General features: G+C 65.1%; 21 protein-coding genes. 4 read left to right on the top strand and 17 right to left on the bottom strand.

Annotated elements, in window-relative coordinates:
- Positions 1-74: 74 nt before the first annotated feature.
- From HUV01_RS06215 to HUV01_RS06180, 8 genes are all read right to left on the bottom strand, one after another.
- Entirely contained in the window at positions 75-251 is a 177-nt protein-coding gene (locus HUV01_RS06215) for a DUF5677 domain-containing protein (RefSeq protein ID WP_217430933.1), read from the bottom strand.
- 155 nt (positions 252-406) lie between these two features.
- Complete coding sequence (locus tag HUV01_RS06210) at positions 407-880, bottom strand: GNAT family N-acetyltransferase (RefSeq protein WP_254606418.1); 474 nt, start codon at positions 878-880, stop codon at positions 407-409.
- 14 nt (positions 881-894) lie between these two features.
- Positions 895-1,185, bottom strand: coding sequence for a DUF1778 domain-containing protein (locus tag HUV01_RS06205; RefSeq protein ID WP_174297431.1), 291 nt, complete (start codon positions 1,183-1,185; stop codon positions 895-897).
- Between the two features lie 25 nt (positions 1,186-1,210).
- Positions 1,211-1,774, bottom strand: coding sequence for a hypothetical protein (locus HUV01_RS06200; protein WP_174297430.1), 564 nt, complete (start codon positions 1,772-1,774; stop codon positions 1,211-1,213).
- Positions 1,771-2,358, bottom strand: a complete 588-nt coding sequence (locus tag HUV01_RS06195) for a hypothetical protein (protein ID WP_174297429.1) — start codon at positions 2,356-2,358, stop codon at positions 1,771-1,773. Before HUV01_RS06195 ends, HUV01_RS06200 begins: the two co-directional genes overlap by 4 nt.
- Positions 2,355-2,555, bottom strand: coding sequence for a hypothetical protein (locus HUV01_RS06190; protein WP_254606417.1), 201 nt, complete (start codon positions 2,553-2,555; stop codon positions 2,355-2,357). The genes HUV01_RS06195 and HUV01_RS06190 overlap by 4 nt, the downstream gene beginning before the upstream one ends.
- Positions 2,556-2,644: 89 nt before the next feature.
- Positions 2,645-2,848, bottom strand: coding sequence for a hypothetical protein (locus HUV01_RS06185; protein ID WP_174297427.1), 204 nt, complete (start codon positions 2,846-2,848; stop codon positions 2,645-2,647).
- A complete protein-coding gene (locus HUV01_RS06180) occupies positions 2,845-3,207 on the bottom strand; it encodes a DUF3768 domain-containing protein (protein WP_174297426.1) in 363 nt (120 codons plus the stop codon). Before HUV01_RS06180 ends, HUV01_RS06185 begins: the two co-directional genes overlap by 4 nt.
- Positions 3,208-3,342: 135 nt before the next feature.
- Between HUV01_RS06180 and HUV01_RS06175 the strand changes: the two genes are divergently transcribed.
- From HUV01_RS06175 to HUV01_RS06165, 3 genes are all read left to right on the top strand, one after another.
- A complete protein-coding gene (locus HUV01_RS06175; RefSeq protein WP_174297425.1) occupies positions 3,343-3,648 on the top strand; it encodes a hypothetical protein in 306 nt (101 codons plus the stop codon).
- Positions 3,648-4,073, top strand: coding sequence for a CPBP family intramembrane glutamic endopeptidase (locus HUV01_RS06170; RefSeq protein ID WP_174297424.1), 426 nt, complete (start codon positions 3,648-3,650; stop codon positions 4,071-4,073). Before HUV01_RS06175 ends, HUV01_RS06170 begins: the two co-directional genes overlap by 1 nt.
- Positions 4,074-4,285: 212 nt before the next feature.
- Positions 4,286-4,867 (top strand): DUF7822 domain-containing protein, encoded by a 582-nt coding sequence (locus HUV01_RS06165; RefSeq protein WP_174297423.1) that lies wholly within the window; start codon positions 4,286-4,288, stop codon positions 4,865-4,867.
- 193 nt (positions 4,868-5,060) lie between these two features.
- Here HUV01_RS06165 and HUV01_RS06160 read toward each other — a convergent pair whose 3' ends face one another.
- The 4 genes from HUV01_RS06160 to HUV01_RS06145 form a co-directional block, all read right to left on the bottom strand.
- Positions 5,061-5,267 carry a hypothetical protein gene (locus HUV01_RS06160; protein WP_174297422.1) on the bottom strand — a complete coding sequence of 69 codons (207 nt, stop codon included), beginning with the start codon at positions 5,265-5,267 and terminating at the stop codon, positions 5,061-5,063.
- 37 nt (positions 5,268-5,304) lie between these two features.
- Complete coding sequence (locus tag HUV01_RS06155) at positions 5,305-5,475, bottom strand: hypothetical protein (protein ID WP_174297421.1); 171 nt, start codon at positions 5,473-5,475, stop codon at positions 5,305-5,307.
- A gap of 284 nt (positions 5,476-5,759) precedes the next feature.
- Positions 5,760-6,173 (bottom strand): DUF2442 domain-containing protein, encoded by a 414-nt coding sequence (locus HUV01_RS06150; RefSeq protein ID WP_174297420.1) that lies wholly within the window; start codon positions 6,171-6,173, stop codon positions 5,760-5,762.
- A complete protein-coding gene (locus HUV01_RS06145) occupies positions 6,160-6,408 on the bottom strand; it encodes a DUF4160 domain-containing protein (protein ID WP_174297419.1) in 249 nt (82 codons plus the stop codon). Before HUV01_RS06145 ends, HUV01_RS06150 begins: the two co-directional genes overlap by 14 nt.
- Positions 6,409-6,413: 5 nt before the next feature.
- On the opposite strand from HUV01_RS06145, the gene HUV01_RS06140 reads away from it, so the two are divergent.
- Positions 6,414-6,635, top strand: coding sequence for a hypothetical protein (locus tag HUV01_RS06140; protein ID WP_174297418.1), 222 nt, complete (start codon positions 6,414-6,416; stop codon positions 6,633-6,635).
- Between the two features lie 532 nt (positions 6,636-7,167).
- On the opposite strand, the gene HUV01_RS06135 is transcribed toward HUV01_RS06140, so the two are convergent.
- The 5 genes from HUV01_RS06135 to HUV01_RS06115 all read right to left on the bottom strand — a co-directional run.
- A complete protein-coding gene (locus HUV01_RS06135; RefSeq protein WP_174297417.1) occupies positions 7,168-8,187 on the bottom strand; it encodes a ParB/RepB/Spo0J family partition protein in 1,020 nt (339 codons plus the stop codon).
- A 45-nt stretch (positions 8,188-8,232) separates the two neighbouring features.
- Positions 8,233-9,387, bottom strand: a complete 1,155-nt coding sequence (locus tag HUV01_RS06130; RefSeq protein WP_174297437.1) for an AAA family ATPase — start codon at positions 9,385-9,387, stop codon at positions 8,233-8,235.
- Between the two features lie 208 nt (positions 9,388-9,595).
- A complete protein-coding gene (locus tag HUV01_RS06125) occupies positions 9,596-10,756 on the bottom strand; it encodes a replication initiation protein (protein ID WP_174297436.1) in 1,161 nt (386 codons plus the stop codon).
- Positions 10,757-11,535: 779 nt separating this feature from the next.
- Entirely contained in the window at positions 11,536-11,793 is a 258-nt protein-coding gene (locus tag HUV01_RS06120) for a helix-turn-helix domain-containing protein (protein WP_217430932.1), read from the bottom strand.
- Between the two features lie 91 nt (positions 11,794-11,884).
- The coding region (locus tag HUV01_RS06115; protein WP_217430931.1) for a helix-turn-helix domain-containing protein at positions 11,885-12,136 on the bottom strand (252 nt) is incomplete at its 5' end.

Here is a 12,136-nt window from a genome sequence, read left to right as displayed (position 1 = left end):
GCTATCTCAGCCCCATGGACTTCGAGCGGCAAGCGCACGTAGCTTAACCTCGTGTCCATCGGACCGGCAGCAGCTCAGACCGCCAGTTCCTCGCCGTGCTCCGCTAGAATCGTCGCGACGACCGTGATCTCATGAAGCGTCCGCCAACGAGCCATCGCGCCGTCCGCAAGACCGTTCTCCATCAGAGTGATGATCTCGAACACCACCTGACAGGCCCTCGCGTGCAGGTGGAGCATGGTGTCGTTCAGCACAGGATTGCGCTTAGCGCGCGACCGGCGGCGGTCCGCTGCGATGCCGCCGCCGATCTCGACCGAGATCGTGTACATAATCCGCATTATCGATTCGCAACCGTAACGACCTTACATTGGCTGTTGGTCACGCGTCGGTCGGCCGAAAGCGATCTATCTCACAAGCTGGCCCGAAGGTCGTCCAGCGTCACGAACAACATCATCGGGTCGATCGAGGATGGCTCGAAGCCGAGGCGTTCGTAGAACGTCTTGGCCTCGTCCGAGAGCGCGTGAACGAGCATGCCGCGGATGCCGATCGTGTCGGCCGCCTGGATGACCCGCACCGCCGCGTCCCTGACCAGTGCGCGTCCAAGGCCCTTGCCCTGTTGACTCCGATCAACCGCAAGCCGTCCAAGAACTACCAGCGGGATCGGGTCGGGCATGTTGCGACGGAAGCGGCCGGGTGCTTGTGCTACCGTCACGGCGCTCGACGCCAGCGCGTAATAGGCGATGGCCGTGCGGTTCTCGCACGCGATGAATGTCCGTGACGCGCCGGTTGTCTGGTTCTTCAGCGCCCTGCGCTTCAGCCAGGCATCGAGCCCATCCACGCCCGACACGAAGGCGTCGACCTCATGGTCCGCTGTCAGGGGCACGGGCGGGGAGATGGTCATGCCGGGTCCCAAGGCGGCGGCGTCCGCATCGTCTTCAGGAGGCGATCGTTCGGTTGGGGCGGCAGGTCGAGCCGCGCCAGGAACGTGGCGTAGGCATCGGGATCGACGGCGATCAGCCGCTGGTCGAGCACGACCTCCTCGGCTGCGAGGCGGGCGGCTTCGAGCACGAAGTCGGTACGGGTCTTCCCACGCACGCTGGCGGCCCGGTCGATCAGGTTGCGCTCTTCGGGTTTGATCCGGATGTTCAGGGTGTCGCGTTTGGGCGAAGCGGTAGCAGGCGTGGGCATCGTGATCTCCGTCGGTCGCACTACCTTAGCCATCTGTAGTGCCAATGTCATTACAGGAGAGTTGGGTGCGTCGAAGTCGCTCTGCCCAAAGACGGTCCACTAGCCCTGCGTCAGGATGGCTTTGGGTCAGTCGATCGAGGGCTTGCTGGGCAAGTCGAGCGAGATCGAAGCGTGCTCCTTTGGGCTTGGGAAAGGCGCGACCGAGCTCCAGCAGCCGGCGTCGATTGCGCACCTCCACCAGCAACTCCCCCCTCTCCGCTCGCGTGAAGGCCCGGTCGAGGCCGTAGAGCCAGCCCGAGCGGGCTTCGACCAGCATCTGTTCGACGCGCGCGAGATCGTCGTCGTGGCGACAGATGCGGATGCGGGCGACGGTCAGCTCGCGGGCAGTATCGCGGGTGCGGCGATAGTGGTCGCTGCTGGGTGCCTCCAAGGCGAACAGCCGGTGCATTAAGCGGACCCAGGCGCCCATGCTCTCCCATGCGAACGACGCGGGCGCGGATCGTGGAGGCTGCCGATGGATGCGCTCCGGCCTGAGTGTGCGGTGAGGCTGCTTGTCGCCACAGAACAGGTCCGGTTGCCGCCAGCTCATCGGACCGGCTCCAGGTCGCGCAGCTCCACAAACTCGATCTTCGCCGTGCGTTCGCCACCGGCCGGATCGAAAAAGACGTAGCAATGGTCGTCGAAGCCGCGGCATAGCCGCCAGACGACGCCGGCTCGGCCGAGGAAGCGATGGATGCCGTAGGCCGGGTCCACGGTGCCGGGGCCGTCGATCAGTCGGACCCGCTGCCGGACCCGGAGCCAGTTGGCGGCGCGGGCGACGATGGCGGCACGTTCAGCCTTGGTCAGAAAGGCAGGCCGGTCGGACCTGGGCGGCCCGAAGGTTGCGGACGGATCGCCGGCGATGCGCTCCAGCTTCGCCTCGATCGTCTCCGGCGGTGTGTGATCCCACGACGGTGCCGGCCGGTGACGGTGGTAGTGGGTGACGGCGGTGGAGGCGAACAGGTCCTGCTGGTAGCCGACGATGCGACGGCGTTCCTGCTCGGCCTGGTAATCGCGGCGCCAGCGGTCATCCTCGCTGAGCGGGCGGGCGTCGTCCGGTGCGGCGCGGACGATTGCCATCAACTCATCGAACTCTGCGCGCGACACTGTCGCGATGCGTGGATCGTAGCTCATCGCAGCACGCGGGCGAGATGGCCTGCATAGACCGAGACTGCCTTCCAGTAGGCCGCCATCGGCGCCTTGTGCCGACGCCAGCTGTCCTCGGCGCGTGTCCGGGCATCGACCGCAAGATCGAGCAGCACGGCGCGGAGCAGAGACCGCGTGTGCGGGTCCAGCTGAAGCAGTCGGGCAGTGCCCGGCAATGCGAGCATAGGGTTGCGGACCTCGGGCGTCGCATGGCGTCGCCTGCTACGGTCATGTCGGCCCATTGGGCATCTCCGTGTAAGGGGCGTCCGTCCCGTCAGTGCATCAGGCGCTCGGGATCAGGGGACCGGGCGGCCGCGTCGAAACCGCGCTGCCAGGCGGCATGGAGCCGGCTGCCACGTCGGTAGGCGCTGTTCGTGTTGCCCATGACAAAGCAGCGCCAGCCGGCCTTCTCCGCTTCCCACGCCGGATCGGCGGGTGCGGTGGCCAGCAGGACCAGGAGATCGAGCCGGAGGCTCACAGGTCCTGCGCCAGCATGATCGTCAGCACGCGGGTGGTGACGCTCGCGTCGGCCGGGTCCTCCGAGCCATATTCCAGGGCAAGGTCGTAGGCGTCGATCTTGAAGTAGACCGCCGTGCCGCGAAACTCGAACTCGCCCGCTTCCCGCAGGGCGGCGTCGGCGCCGGCGAAGACATGTGCCCCGACCGCCCTCACCAGTTGGACCTGGACGGCCAGGCCGTCGGCGGTCGATCCGCTCGCGAACTCGGCGAGGCAGCTTCGCGTAATGAGCATGCGCGCTGTCGGATCCCGGCCCATGCGGCAGAGGTCGTTCAGGCGGCCGATGGTCTCGGCACGCGTCTGATCGCTGGCATCGGGCATGGCCTGCCTCCTCGTATTAGGTTGGTCGCCCTCCCCCGCCCCTTTTCCTCCTGATCGTCGCGGGCGGCTCGGTCGCACCAATCGGGCTGGACGTGCGCGCGGGTCGGCATGATTGTCGTCCGGGGAGGCATGGGCATGGGCAGCGCTGCCAGCGAGGTTGTACGGGGCGGCACAAGAATGCCTGTGCATGGCGCGGGCGTGCCGTCGCTGTGGTGGGTGGCGGGCCTTCTCGTGCTGCATCAGGTCGCGCTGACGCTCATCCACTTCGTCCTCGGGCCAGCCCTGGGCATCGGCATCATGTCGGCCGGCGCAACCGTGGTGACGATCGTCGGGGCGGCGGCGATCATGCTGGTGATCGCCGCGATCGATCTGCGCAGGCCGGGTCGAGCGTGCGCCGTGCTGGTCACGGTTCCTCGCTGGGTCGCGGTACGTTCGGAGTGATGCTGCTCGCGCTGGTGATCGCGCAGCTGCCGCTCTGTTATCTCGCGGCCTCGGGTCAGACGGTGTGGCAGTCGGGTGCGGGTAGTCACCTCGCCGTCGGCCAAGAGCTGCGCGCGTCGCTATCAACCATCGGCGGCCTCGGGCTGCTGGTCGCGACGGTGCTGGTGGCGCCGTTCGTCGAGGAAATGCTCTATCGGGGCTACCTGCTCGGCGGCCTCATGACGCGCGTGCCGTCCATCGTAGCCGTGATCGTCTCGGCGCTGCTGTTCGTGACGCTGCACGCCGAAGCCGCCAACACGGTCGCTGCTTTATGCCTGGGCCTGGGGACGGCATTTTGTGGGGTTCGGACGCGCTCGATCATGCCCGGGATCGTGGTCCACGCCGCCAACAATGCGTTTGGAATGTGGTACTCTACGCTAGGGTAGGCGTCCCGATTGGGATCCCAATGGGAATGGCCCGGCCGTCCCGCTGGCCGTTCGTTTGCGGGAACGCCGGCTATGCCCCCTTCCCTGTCGCAGAAATAGCGACAAGAGGGACGTTTGGATGGTTGGGTGACAGCTTGAGACTATAGAAGTCGCTTCGTGCGTAGAACTGGCTTAAGCATTTGTCGCCGTAACGAATAGGAACCGGAAAGCGGATGGCCAATCGATCGTATCTTTACGCGACGGATACGGTGCCGGGACGCGAACCCACAAGCGCGATGGCAGAAAAAGTCGGCTTGTCCGAGTGGCGGTATGTCATCCCGCTGGCCCATACAATCCTCGTGTCCGCCGACACGGCACCATGCCCATCGACGATATGGGATGGCCAGGAGGCATTCGTCGGGAATTATGCGGACGGGCTAGCGCGTCTTAAAGGATTTCTGGGGCAGGTTGCCGCACCACCCGCCCAGCCGCTGATCCACAATGCCATCGCCTTCCTGGAGCGGGCCGCCAATCGAAGAAAATACATCCTGCTGGAGGTGGAGGAGATATTCCGGATGGACGACGATCCTGAGGGGCAAGCGGGGATCTTCGCCGCCCGGCTTGCGAACCTAGTCGATGATATGGCCTTAGAAATTGCCAGTTTGCCGCCGGTTCCAGCTATCGCCGCACCCGGTTTCCTCACTCGCTTGTTCGGGCAAACGGGGCTTGGTCCTACGGCAGCTGATGCCGGTGTGATCGAGGCGGTGGAGGAATGGGGCTTGGGGGCGTGGTTTAACCATCTCTACTATCAATAATTAGCTGCTGCTGTGTCGGCATGATGTGCTCGCAAACTCATTTGTGGGTGCCAGAGTCGCGCCGGTGGCGTTCACCCTCTTCCCGCCTCCTAATCCCAATCGGGGACCAGGAAGGCCGCGCCGTTCCCGTTTGTCGATCAATTCCGAGAACGCCCGCGCCGTCTCGCTCGCTTCGTTGATCGGTAAGGATTTATCAGCGTCGAGTGCTGGTGCGCGTGTGGTGAGCCTTGTGCTTTCGCGTGTGGACGACTTTCGTCTTGGTGGTGGTCCGAGCGTGCGCGGGGGCTGTAAACGCGGCTCGTTCTTTGGCGCTGAAACCAGAGGCACCGAAGTTCTGCGCGTAGGTGGGAGCGGCGAGCAAGATGGCGGTGGCAAAGCCGGCGGCGAGCTGGAGCTTCATGGTGGCAATCTTCCTGATGATTAGGTGGTTTCCTGTCCTACATCGTTCGGGCGAAGGCAATCGGGGCGAGATCAGCGCCACCACCGTCACGTTCCCGATCGACGATCGTTTGCGGGACATGCCGTGAGGCGAACAGGTCGCCCACGGTGCGAACCCGGAATGCGTTGCGCCAGCGTCGCCGGCAATGCTCGCCCGCGTCGTGGCGCATGTGGCACCGCTGGCAGGGCACGGCGAGGTTGCGCGGCCGGTTGTCGCCGGGACCGTGGTTCAGGGGCGCGCTGGCGAGGACCGCGCGCGTGACGAGCAGCGCCGCAGGCGGGTCGACGCCGGCGAGTCCGGGTCGCGCCCGCACGAGGCCCGCAGGCGCGGCCGGGCGGCGGACCGCCCTGCCCTGCCCGTCGCGCCAACGGGTGACGATCGGCGTCTATAAGCCCGTGCCGGCGCGCGGCCGAGTCTATGCCGCTGTTCGGGATCGGGTGAACCAGGCGGCCGTCAGGCCGTGGTGAGCTTGCGCGGCCGGCCGCCCTTGCGGCCGTTCGCGCGCGAGGCCGCGACCTTGACCGCGGTGCGCGACCTGCCCCCTTCCGCGCCGAGCTGGCGGGCCATCCACCGCTTCGAGCCGAACACGCCCTGGAGCAGCGCCGGAACGTACAGGTCTGCGTCGAGTTTCGGCCAGTGCAGCCCCAGCCCGGCCGGGCTCACTTCGATGTCGGCGAGGTCGTCCGGCGAGGCGTCGGCGAGCCCTTCGGCCAGCCGCGCCGGGAAGGTCAGTTCGACCCCGCTCTGGAGGCCGACCACCACGCGCGCGCGCCGGCGATCGTAGCGGGCCGATACCGCGTGACCGGCTGCGCGCGTCTCCGCCATGCGGGCCTTCGCCTCCGCCAGCTCGCGCTCAGTGATCGCCATGTATATTCCTCCATCCCTCGCACAGCATCGGCACCACGCTTGCCAGCGCCGCCTCGATCCGGTTCACGTCTGACAGCTTGAAGCCGTAGCTCTCGCGCAGCTCGGGCGGGCCGTGCGGGCAGTTGAGGTTGAACACCGCCTCGCCTTCCGCCCCCTTCACATGGACGTGGGCCGGCCGGTGGTCGTTGGGCCAGATCACGACTCGCAGGCCGCCGACGCGAAACACGACAGGCATAGGCCGTGGTAGCAGAAACCCAAGCAGTAGGGAATGGTTGCGTCGGGGTGGGACTGCGCTCTATCTACGCTCCATCGAGCCGCGCCAGCACTACCAAGCGAGCCGAGGGCGATACGGAGGGCGCGGCCAAGACGGACCGGGAGATCCGCTTCCTGAAAACCTACACCGTGTTCAACGTCGCGCCGATTAATATTAATGCAACGTCCGAAGTGATCTTCCGCACCTAACTTCGAGCCCGTGCCGGCCGGCGGGTCGTCATGACGAATTCATCGCTCTGCCCGCTCATGGCGGCGGGGTTGCGTGGAAGCGGTCGCGCTCTACCTCGCTCACCAGCAGCAGCTATTGTCGAGCAGCTGCGCGCTTAGAGAACCATCCTCCCGCCGACCAGGGCTCGCGCACTCACCAACCATCCTTGTTCCGCTCACGGCAACGGCGCGACCTGCGCCGCCGTTTGCCCGCACAGGGTGCGCTCGGTCGTCTTCTGCGCGCGGGCGTTGTCGGCCAGCGACATGGTCGTGCCCGCGCGAACGATCTCCGGCGGGCCGGGTTCGACGCATCGAGCAGCTCAATCGCCTGCTCGCCGACGATGATGCCGCGCCGACCGATCGCCTTCCGTGCCCTGGCGGCGGCACGGGCATCAAAGCCGCGGGTAGCCGCATCGACCGCGTCGCGGCAGCGGTCAGCCCAAGGCGGATTACTAAGGCTGCATTTGCATCGCTGTCCCAGAGCCGCGACACCTTTCGGAATTACCTCGTCGGCTTAGCCGCTCGGCCAATGGCGATCTAACAGAGTCGCCAACGCTGCCTGAGCATCAGCCCGGGTCGCTCCATCCCGCAGCAGCAACGTCAGCGTCACCGCCTTGCGCGTCTGTCGCTCGACACGCAGCACCGGGGTTCCTGCCTCCGTGGCAATCACGTCGCTCACTCCTGACTTCTTGGGGGCTCCTGACTTCTTGGGGGTGTCAGCCGAGGCGGTAAGATAGCGGATGACGTCGCGCGGCGAGGTTGCCCCTCCCTCTCCTTTTTCGCGCTTAGCCGCTAGTTCGCTCGCGGCCTGCTCGACACGCGCGCGCCGGTCGTCAGGCTTCAGCAGCGGCTTCAGCATCGTAACGTGCTTGATGCCAAGGTCGTGCGGCGACACGAACGCATTTAGGATACTCGATGGCAGGCGAGCCAAGTCAAGGTAACGACTCATCCAGCTGTCGCTCACGTTCAACCGCTCGGCCATCGCGCCCTGCTTGCCATTATAATAATGCGTCAGCGCGCGAAGGTAGTCGCGGGCGCGCTCGTAGTCGGAGATATCTTCCCGTGCTCGATTTTCGAGGTCGGAGAGCCGGAACGCCTCCTCGTCGCTGAGATCGCGAATCTCGATCAGGAAACGAAAGTCGGCGTAATTGTGGCTGCGCAGCCAACTGATCGACCAATGCCGTCTCGCCCCGGAGATTACTTCGAAATCGTGGCTGGGATCGCCCTGCAGCCTCCGGACGAGCGCGGGCATCTCCTGCTTGCCTTGAGCTTTCAGGCTCTCAATCAGGTCGCGACAGCGATCTTCCGACAGCGCGGCATAATCGCGATTGTGGCCGGGCCACATCCGGCAACGCGCGGGGTCGACCAATTCAACCGCCCGGTTGACGAGCGAGCCCGAGGCCAGGTCGGCGAGGCGGTTACTGCGCCCGGCGAGCACTCCCGTCGTGAGCCGGGCCGGACGCGCCGGCTGCGCCGCAGGCGCGTCGATCGCACCCGCTAGGTCGGCCGCGAAACTGCTATTCTTCCCGCTCACCCGACCGCCTCCGTTCCCGATTTGCACCGGTGCAAAATCCGCTCCTCACGCTAGACCCTGACGCCTGAGACGTGCCTCGTGGCTCGGCCACATGGACCGTATATCAATCTCGATCTCACCGTTGACGCCGTCGAGATAGGCCAAGCAGCGGTCGCGCACCGACCGGCTCGTCGTTGGCCCGTCAAGCTCGTAGACCGTCATCAATCGCGCGCTCGCATTGTCGATCTCGGCCGAGTCCTTGAGCGGCGTGCGAACCAGCGACTGCCCGTAGAGCTGGCCCATGAGCCGCATGAGTTCCTTCTGCATCGACTTGTTCTCGTCGACCTTGGAAGCAACGAAGCGTAGAAACGCCAACTCGGTCTCCATACCGTGTTGCGCGAGCACCTGCATTGTCTCGTCGAGCATCGCCAGGAACGCCGCGGTCGACGCAAAATCCATCACCGTCGGGGGCACCGGAACGACGAGCGCGTTCGCGGCGCGTAGGACGGACAGCGAGATCGCGCCCAGTGCGGGTGGTGGATCAATGACGACGATATCGTAGCGTTCGGCGACCGAAGCGATGCCCTGCTGGAGCCGGTCCAGGAGAGCCCCCTGCCCCCGCGCCATCCGAGCGGCCAACTCGTACTCGGACTGGAACAGCCGCAAATTAGCGGGGATCAGGTCGAGGCCGTCAAAATGCGTCTTCCTGATCGCATAGTCGAGCGAGGTTCGCTCGTCCTCGCGCAGGAACGGGTAAAGCGTCTCCGCCTCGTCCAAGTCGAGATCGGGCACATAGCCGAACAGCGTTGTCGCCGACGCTTGGCTGTCGCAGTCGACGAGGAGGACGCGGTAGCCCCGCATGGCGAGGTACTGCGCCAGATGGACCGATAGGGTCGACTTGCCGACGCCACCCTTGAAGTTCTGTACTGCCACTATTGCACAGGGATCATCCGGCTGCCGCCAAGGCCGCGTCTGGAAGACGCCGCGCATGTCGTTGAGCTGGCCGAGCGTGTATCCAACCCGGCGGTTGCTCTCGGTCCGGTCAACGGCGGGCAGTCGGCCATCCTTCTCGGCTTCACGGATCGCGGCCGACGTCCGACCCACCAGATCGGCCGCCTTGCCAATCGTGAACAGCGGTTCGCGCCGCTCGTCGGCACGCCTGGTCTGCGCACTGTCGCGGAGCTTCTCTAGGATCGCCGAAGACCTCTCGGCAAGCGCCATCACGCGGGCTTGACCTATATGACCCGTCAGCCCCAGCGCACCCACCACCTCTCCTTTCGACAATGACATGCTAAATGCGTAATTTTCGCTTCGACGTCAACGTAAGCCGTATTTGTGCAAACCGTCACCGCGAGCAGCGAAGACTGCTTTCCGGCTGACCGAATGGGGGTACGAAACGACCCGAGAAGCTTTTTGCACCGGTGCAAAATCAGGCCGGCCGGCCCACACGAGCAACGTAGCTTTCGCAAAAACCTTGCCAACTCTTGAGCAGCTTGGTGCCTGTCAATCGCGCCAGACGGTCACCCATAATCGAGCGATAGGCATCGGCGACGAGATCGACGTCCCATCCCCCACCGTGGTCGCGCCCAATCCTCAGGAACTCCTCGCATCCGCTCCAGCGGAGCGAGCCGGTGGGGAAAGTGGAAGAGTGCAGAGAAGGGTGGGGCTTCCTGGGATGGGCGGACATCGCACCGGCGACCCTGGCGACGACCGCGTCTATGGCTCCGGGCGGAACACGCTGGCTGTCGGCAGGCTCGGCCTCCGGCTGCTCGACGATCGCCAGCTGCTCGACGCTTCCTTCGCGCCGGGGACGGCGCCCACCAGAATGGCGCGCGAGCTCGTCAACGGTGCCGATCTGCGCGGGCGCGTCCTTGGCGACGAACCGGAAAACGAGCTCGACGATGGTCCGACCCTGGCGCAATTCCTGCCACTCGACCCTGAAATGGGCGAGCTGGTCGATCTCCGCCTTAGCCGTCTCAAGGACCTTGCGCCGCAGCTGCGCGAAATCCTTGTAGATGTCGGGCGCGATGCCGAGTGCTGCGCGAAGCGCGGGCATGTCGCAGCGCCAGACGGGCTGGCGCCGGTGGATGCGCAACGCGCCAAGTTCGTACAGCTTAAGCGCGTAGGCGGAGCGGAATTTTAGCACTGCCTGACGGTTTAAAACCGCGTAGGTCTCGGACTCCTGGATGAGCTTGCGCGCGTCGGGCGTGAATTGCCACTCGATCCAGCCGGCCTCGACGCCGTCCTCGTCTTCGGCTTCCTCTTTCGACATCTGGATAAGCGAAAACTTGCGAACCGCCTTCTTGCCGCGCCAGCTCCGGTCGTCTTCGGCGAAGAGCGTCCGGTGCAGTTCCTCGAGCATGTCCGAGATACGCTCGTTGCCCTTGTGCCCGCGCCGGATGTCCGCCTTGCGCATGCGATGCGCGGTGTCACGCCAAGCCTCACCACCCGCAGATAGGATCATGAGCGCGAGAAGCCTAGACGCGGTCAGGCTAAGAGACTGCCCCTTGACGAAGCGCACCTCGACTAGATTGCCGGGCTTGGCGAACTCGTCGGTGCGGCGCGCAGACAGGGCGGAGGCCACCTTCATGGCGCGCCCGACAATTGCGGACTCTTCCACGTCGTCGTCGATGTCCACGATCTCGACTGTCGCCATCAGGTGCCCTCATCGCCTCCAAATCTATCCTGACCTGACCTGGGCTCGCCGGTCAAGTCAGGTCAGGAAGGGCAGGCTGCAAAGACCCCCAAGAGGTCAGGATCCCCCCGAGCCGTCAGGATAACCCCAGCCAGTCAGGCCACTTCCCCCGATTCGGCAGGTCGTTGCCCCCACTCCGTCAGGCTTCTTCCCCCGAGCCGTCAGGATGAAGGTTCACAACTCGCGGATTTCCGCCACTTTGCGCGCTCTGAATCAGAATCTCTTGAATCAGGAATTGCTCCGCTGCGGAGCCACGGTGTTTTTTGGGGTATGATTCTAGGAAGAAAACTAGAGAACGCCTGCAGGAGGATGGGGACCTTGGCCAGCGATTGTAGGGCGGTGACATGACGCTGATTGCAGTGCGAGTATCGCGCCGGATGCTATACATGGTCGGAATGCTGAAAGGTCAGTGGCACGGTTACGTCGCTTGATGCCGACGCCCCGCGCGCAAGGACGATGAGCCTAGCCTCTCGATCCGGCAGGATGATCGGGGATTGCTGGTCCATTACTTTGCGGGTTGCGCGCCGGCGGCGGTACTTGAGACGGTCGCGATCACCTATAGCCAACAGCCGCCGGAGCGGGATAGTGGTGCGTCAATCAGCGCCGTCGAGCGGCTGTGAGAACAGGCTTTCGCACATCGCGTCGATAAGGAATCCTGATCGCTCTCTGCCGGTTTATCTTCGGTCAGGAGCATTCGCGGCGAGCACCTCGTCAAGCAGTGCCAGCGGATCGACCCCGATCGCCTGCGCGACCGCGATATATTCATCCACACCCAATTGGCGCTCACCAGTCTCGTAGCGCGATACATAGGCCTGCTGCCAGCCGAGCCGCTTTGCGAGGTCGACTTGACGAAGCTTGGCATCGCGACGTACCACAGTCAGCGCAGCGACGATGCGGGCGTGCAGGTCGGATGGGACAGGGGCAGCAGGCACCCCGAAGCATCTAGACCGGCTTGAGCATTATACGTAAAACATATATTGCGCTTGGCGCGGCTAGACACGGCCAAGCTTTAGCCAAACGGCGCTACGCTTCCCCGGACCCCGCCAGCACGTCCCCAAGCAGCGCGACCGGGTCGACCCCGATCGCGAGCGCCACTGCGACATACTCGTCGACGCCCAACATGCGCTCGCCGGTCTCCATCCTCGACACGTACGCCTGCTGCCACCCGAGCCGCTCGGCTAGGTCGACCTGCCGCAGCCTCGCCGCCCGGCGCGCGTCCGTCAGCGCCGCCACGAGGCGCGCGTGCAGGTCGGGCGGGGCGGGGGAGGCGGGCAC

This window comes from Sphingomonas bacterium (genome assembly GCF_903643035.1).
Classification (GTDB): Bacteria; Pseudomonadota; Alphaproteobacteria; order Sphingomonadales; family Sphingomonadaceae; genus Sphingomonas.
Note: the sequence above shows the minus strand (reverse complement) of the source record. Positions and strands in the feature narration are given on the sequence as shown.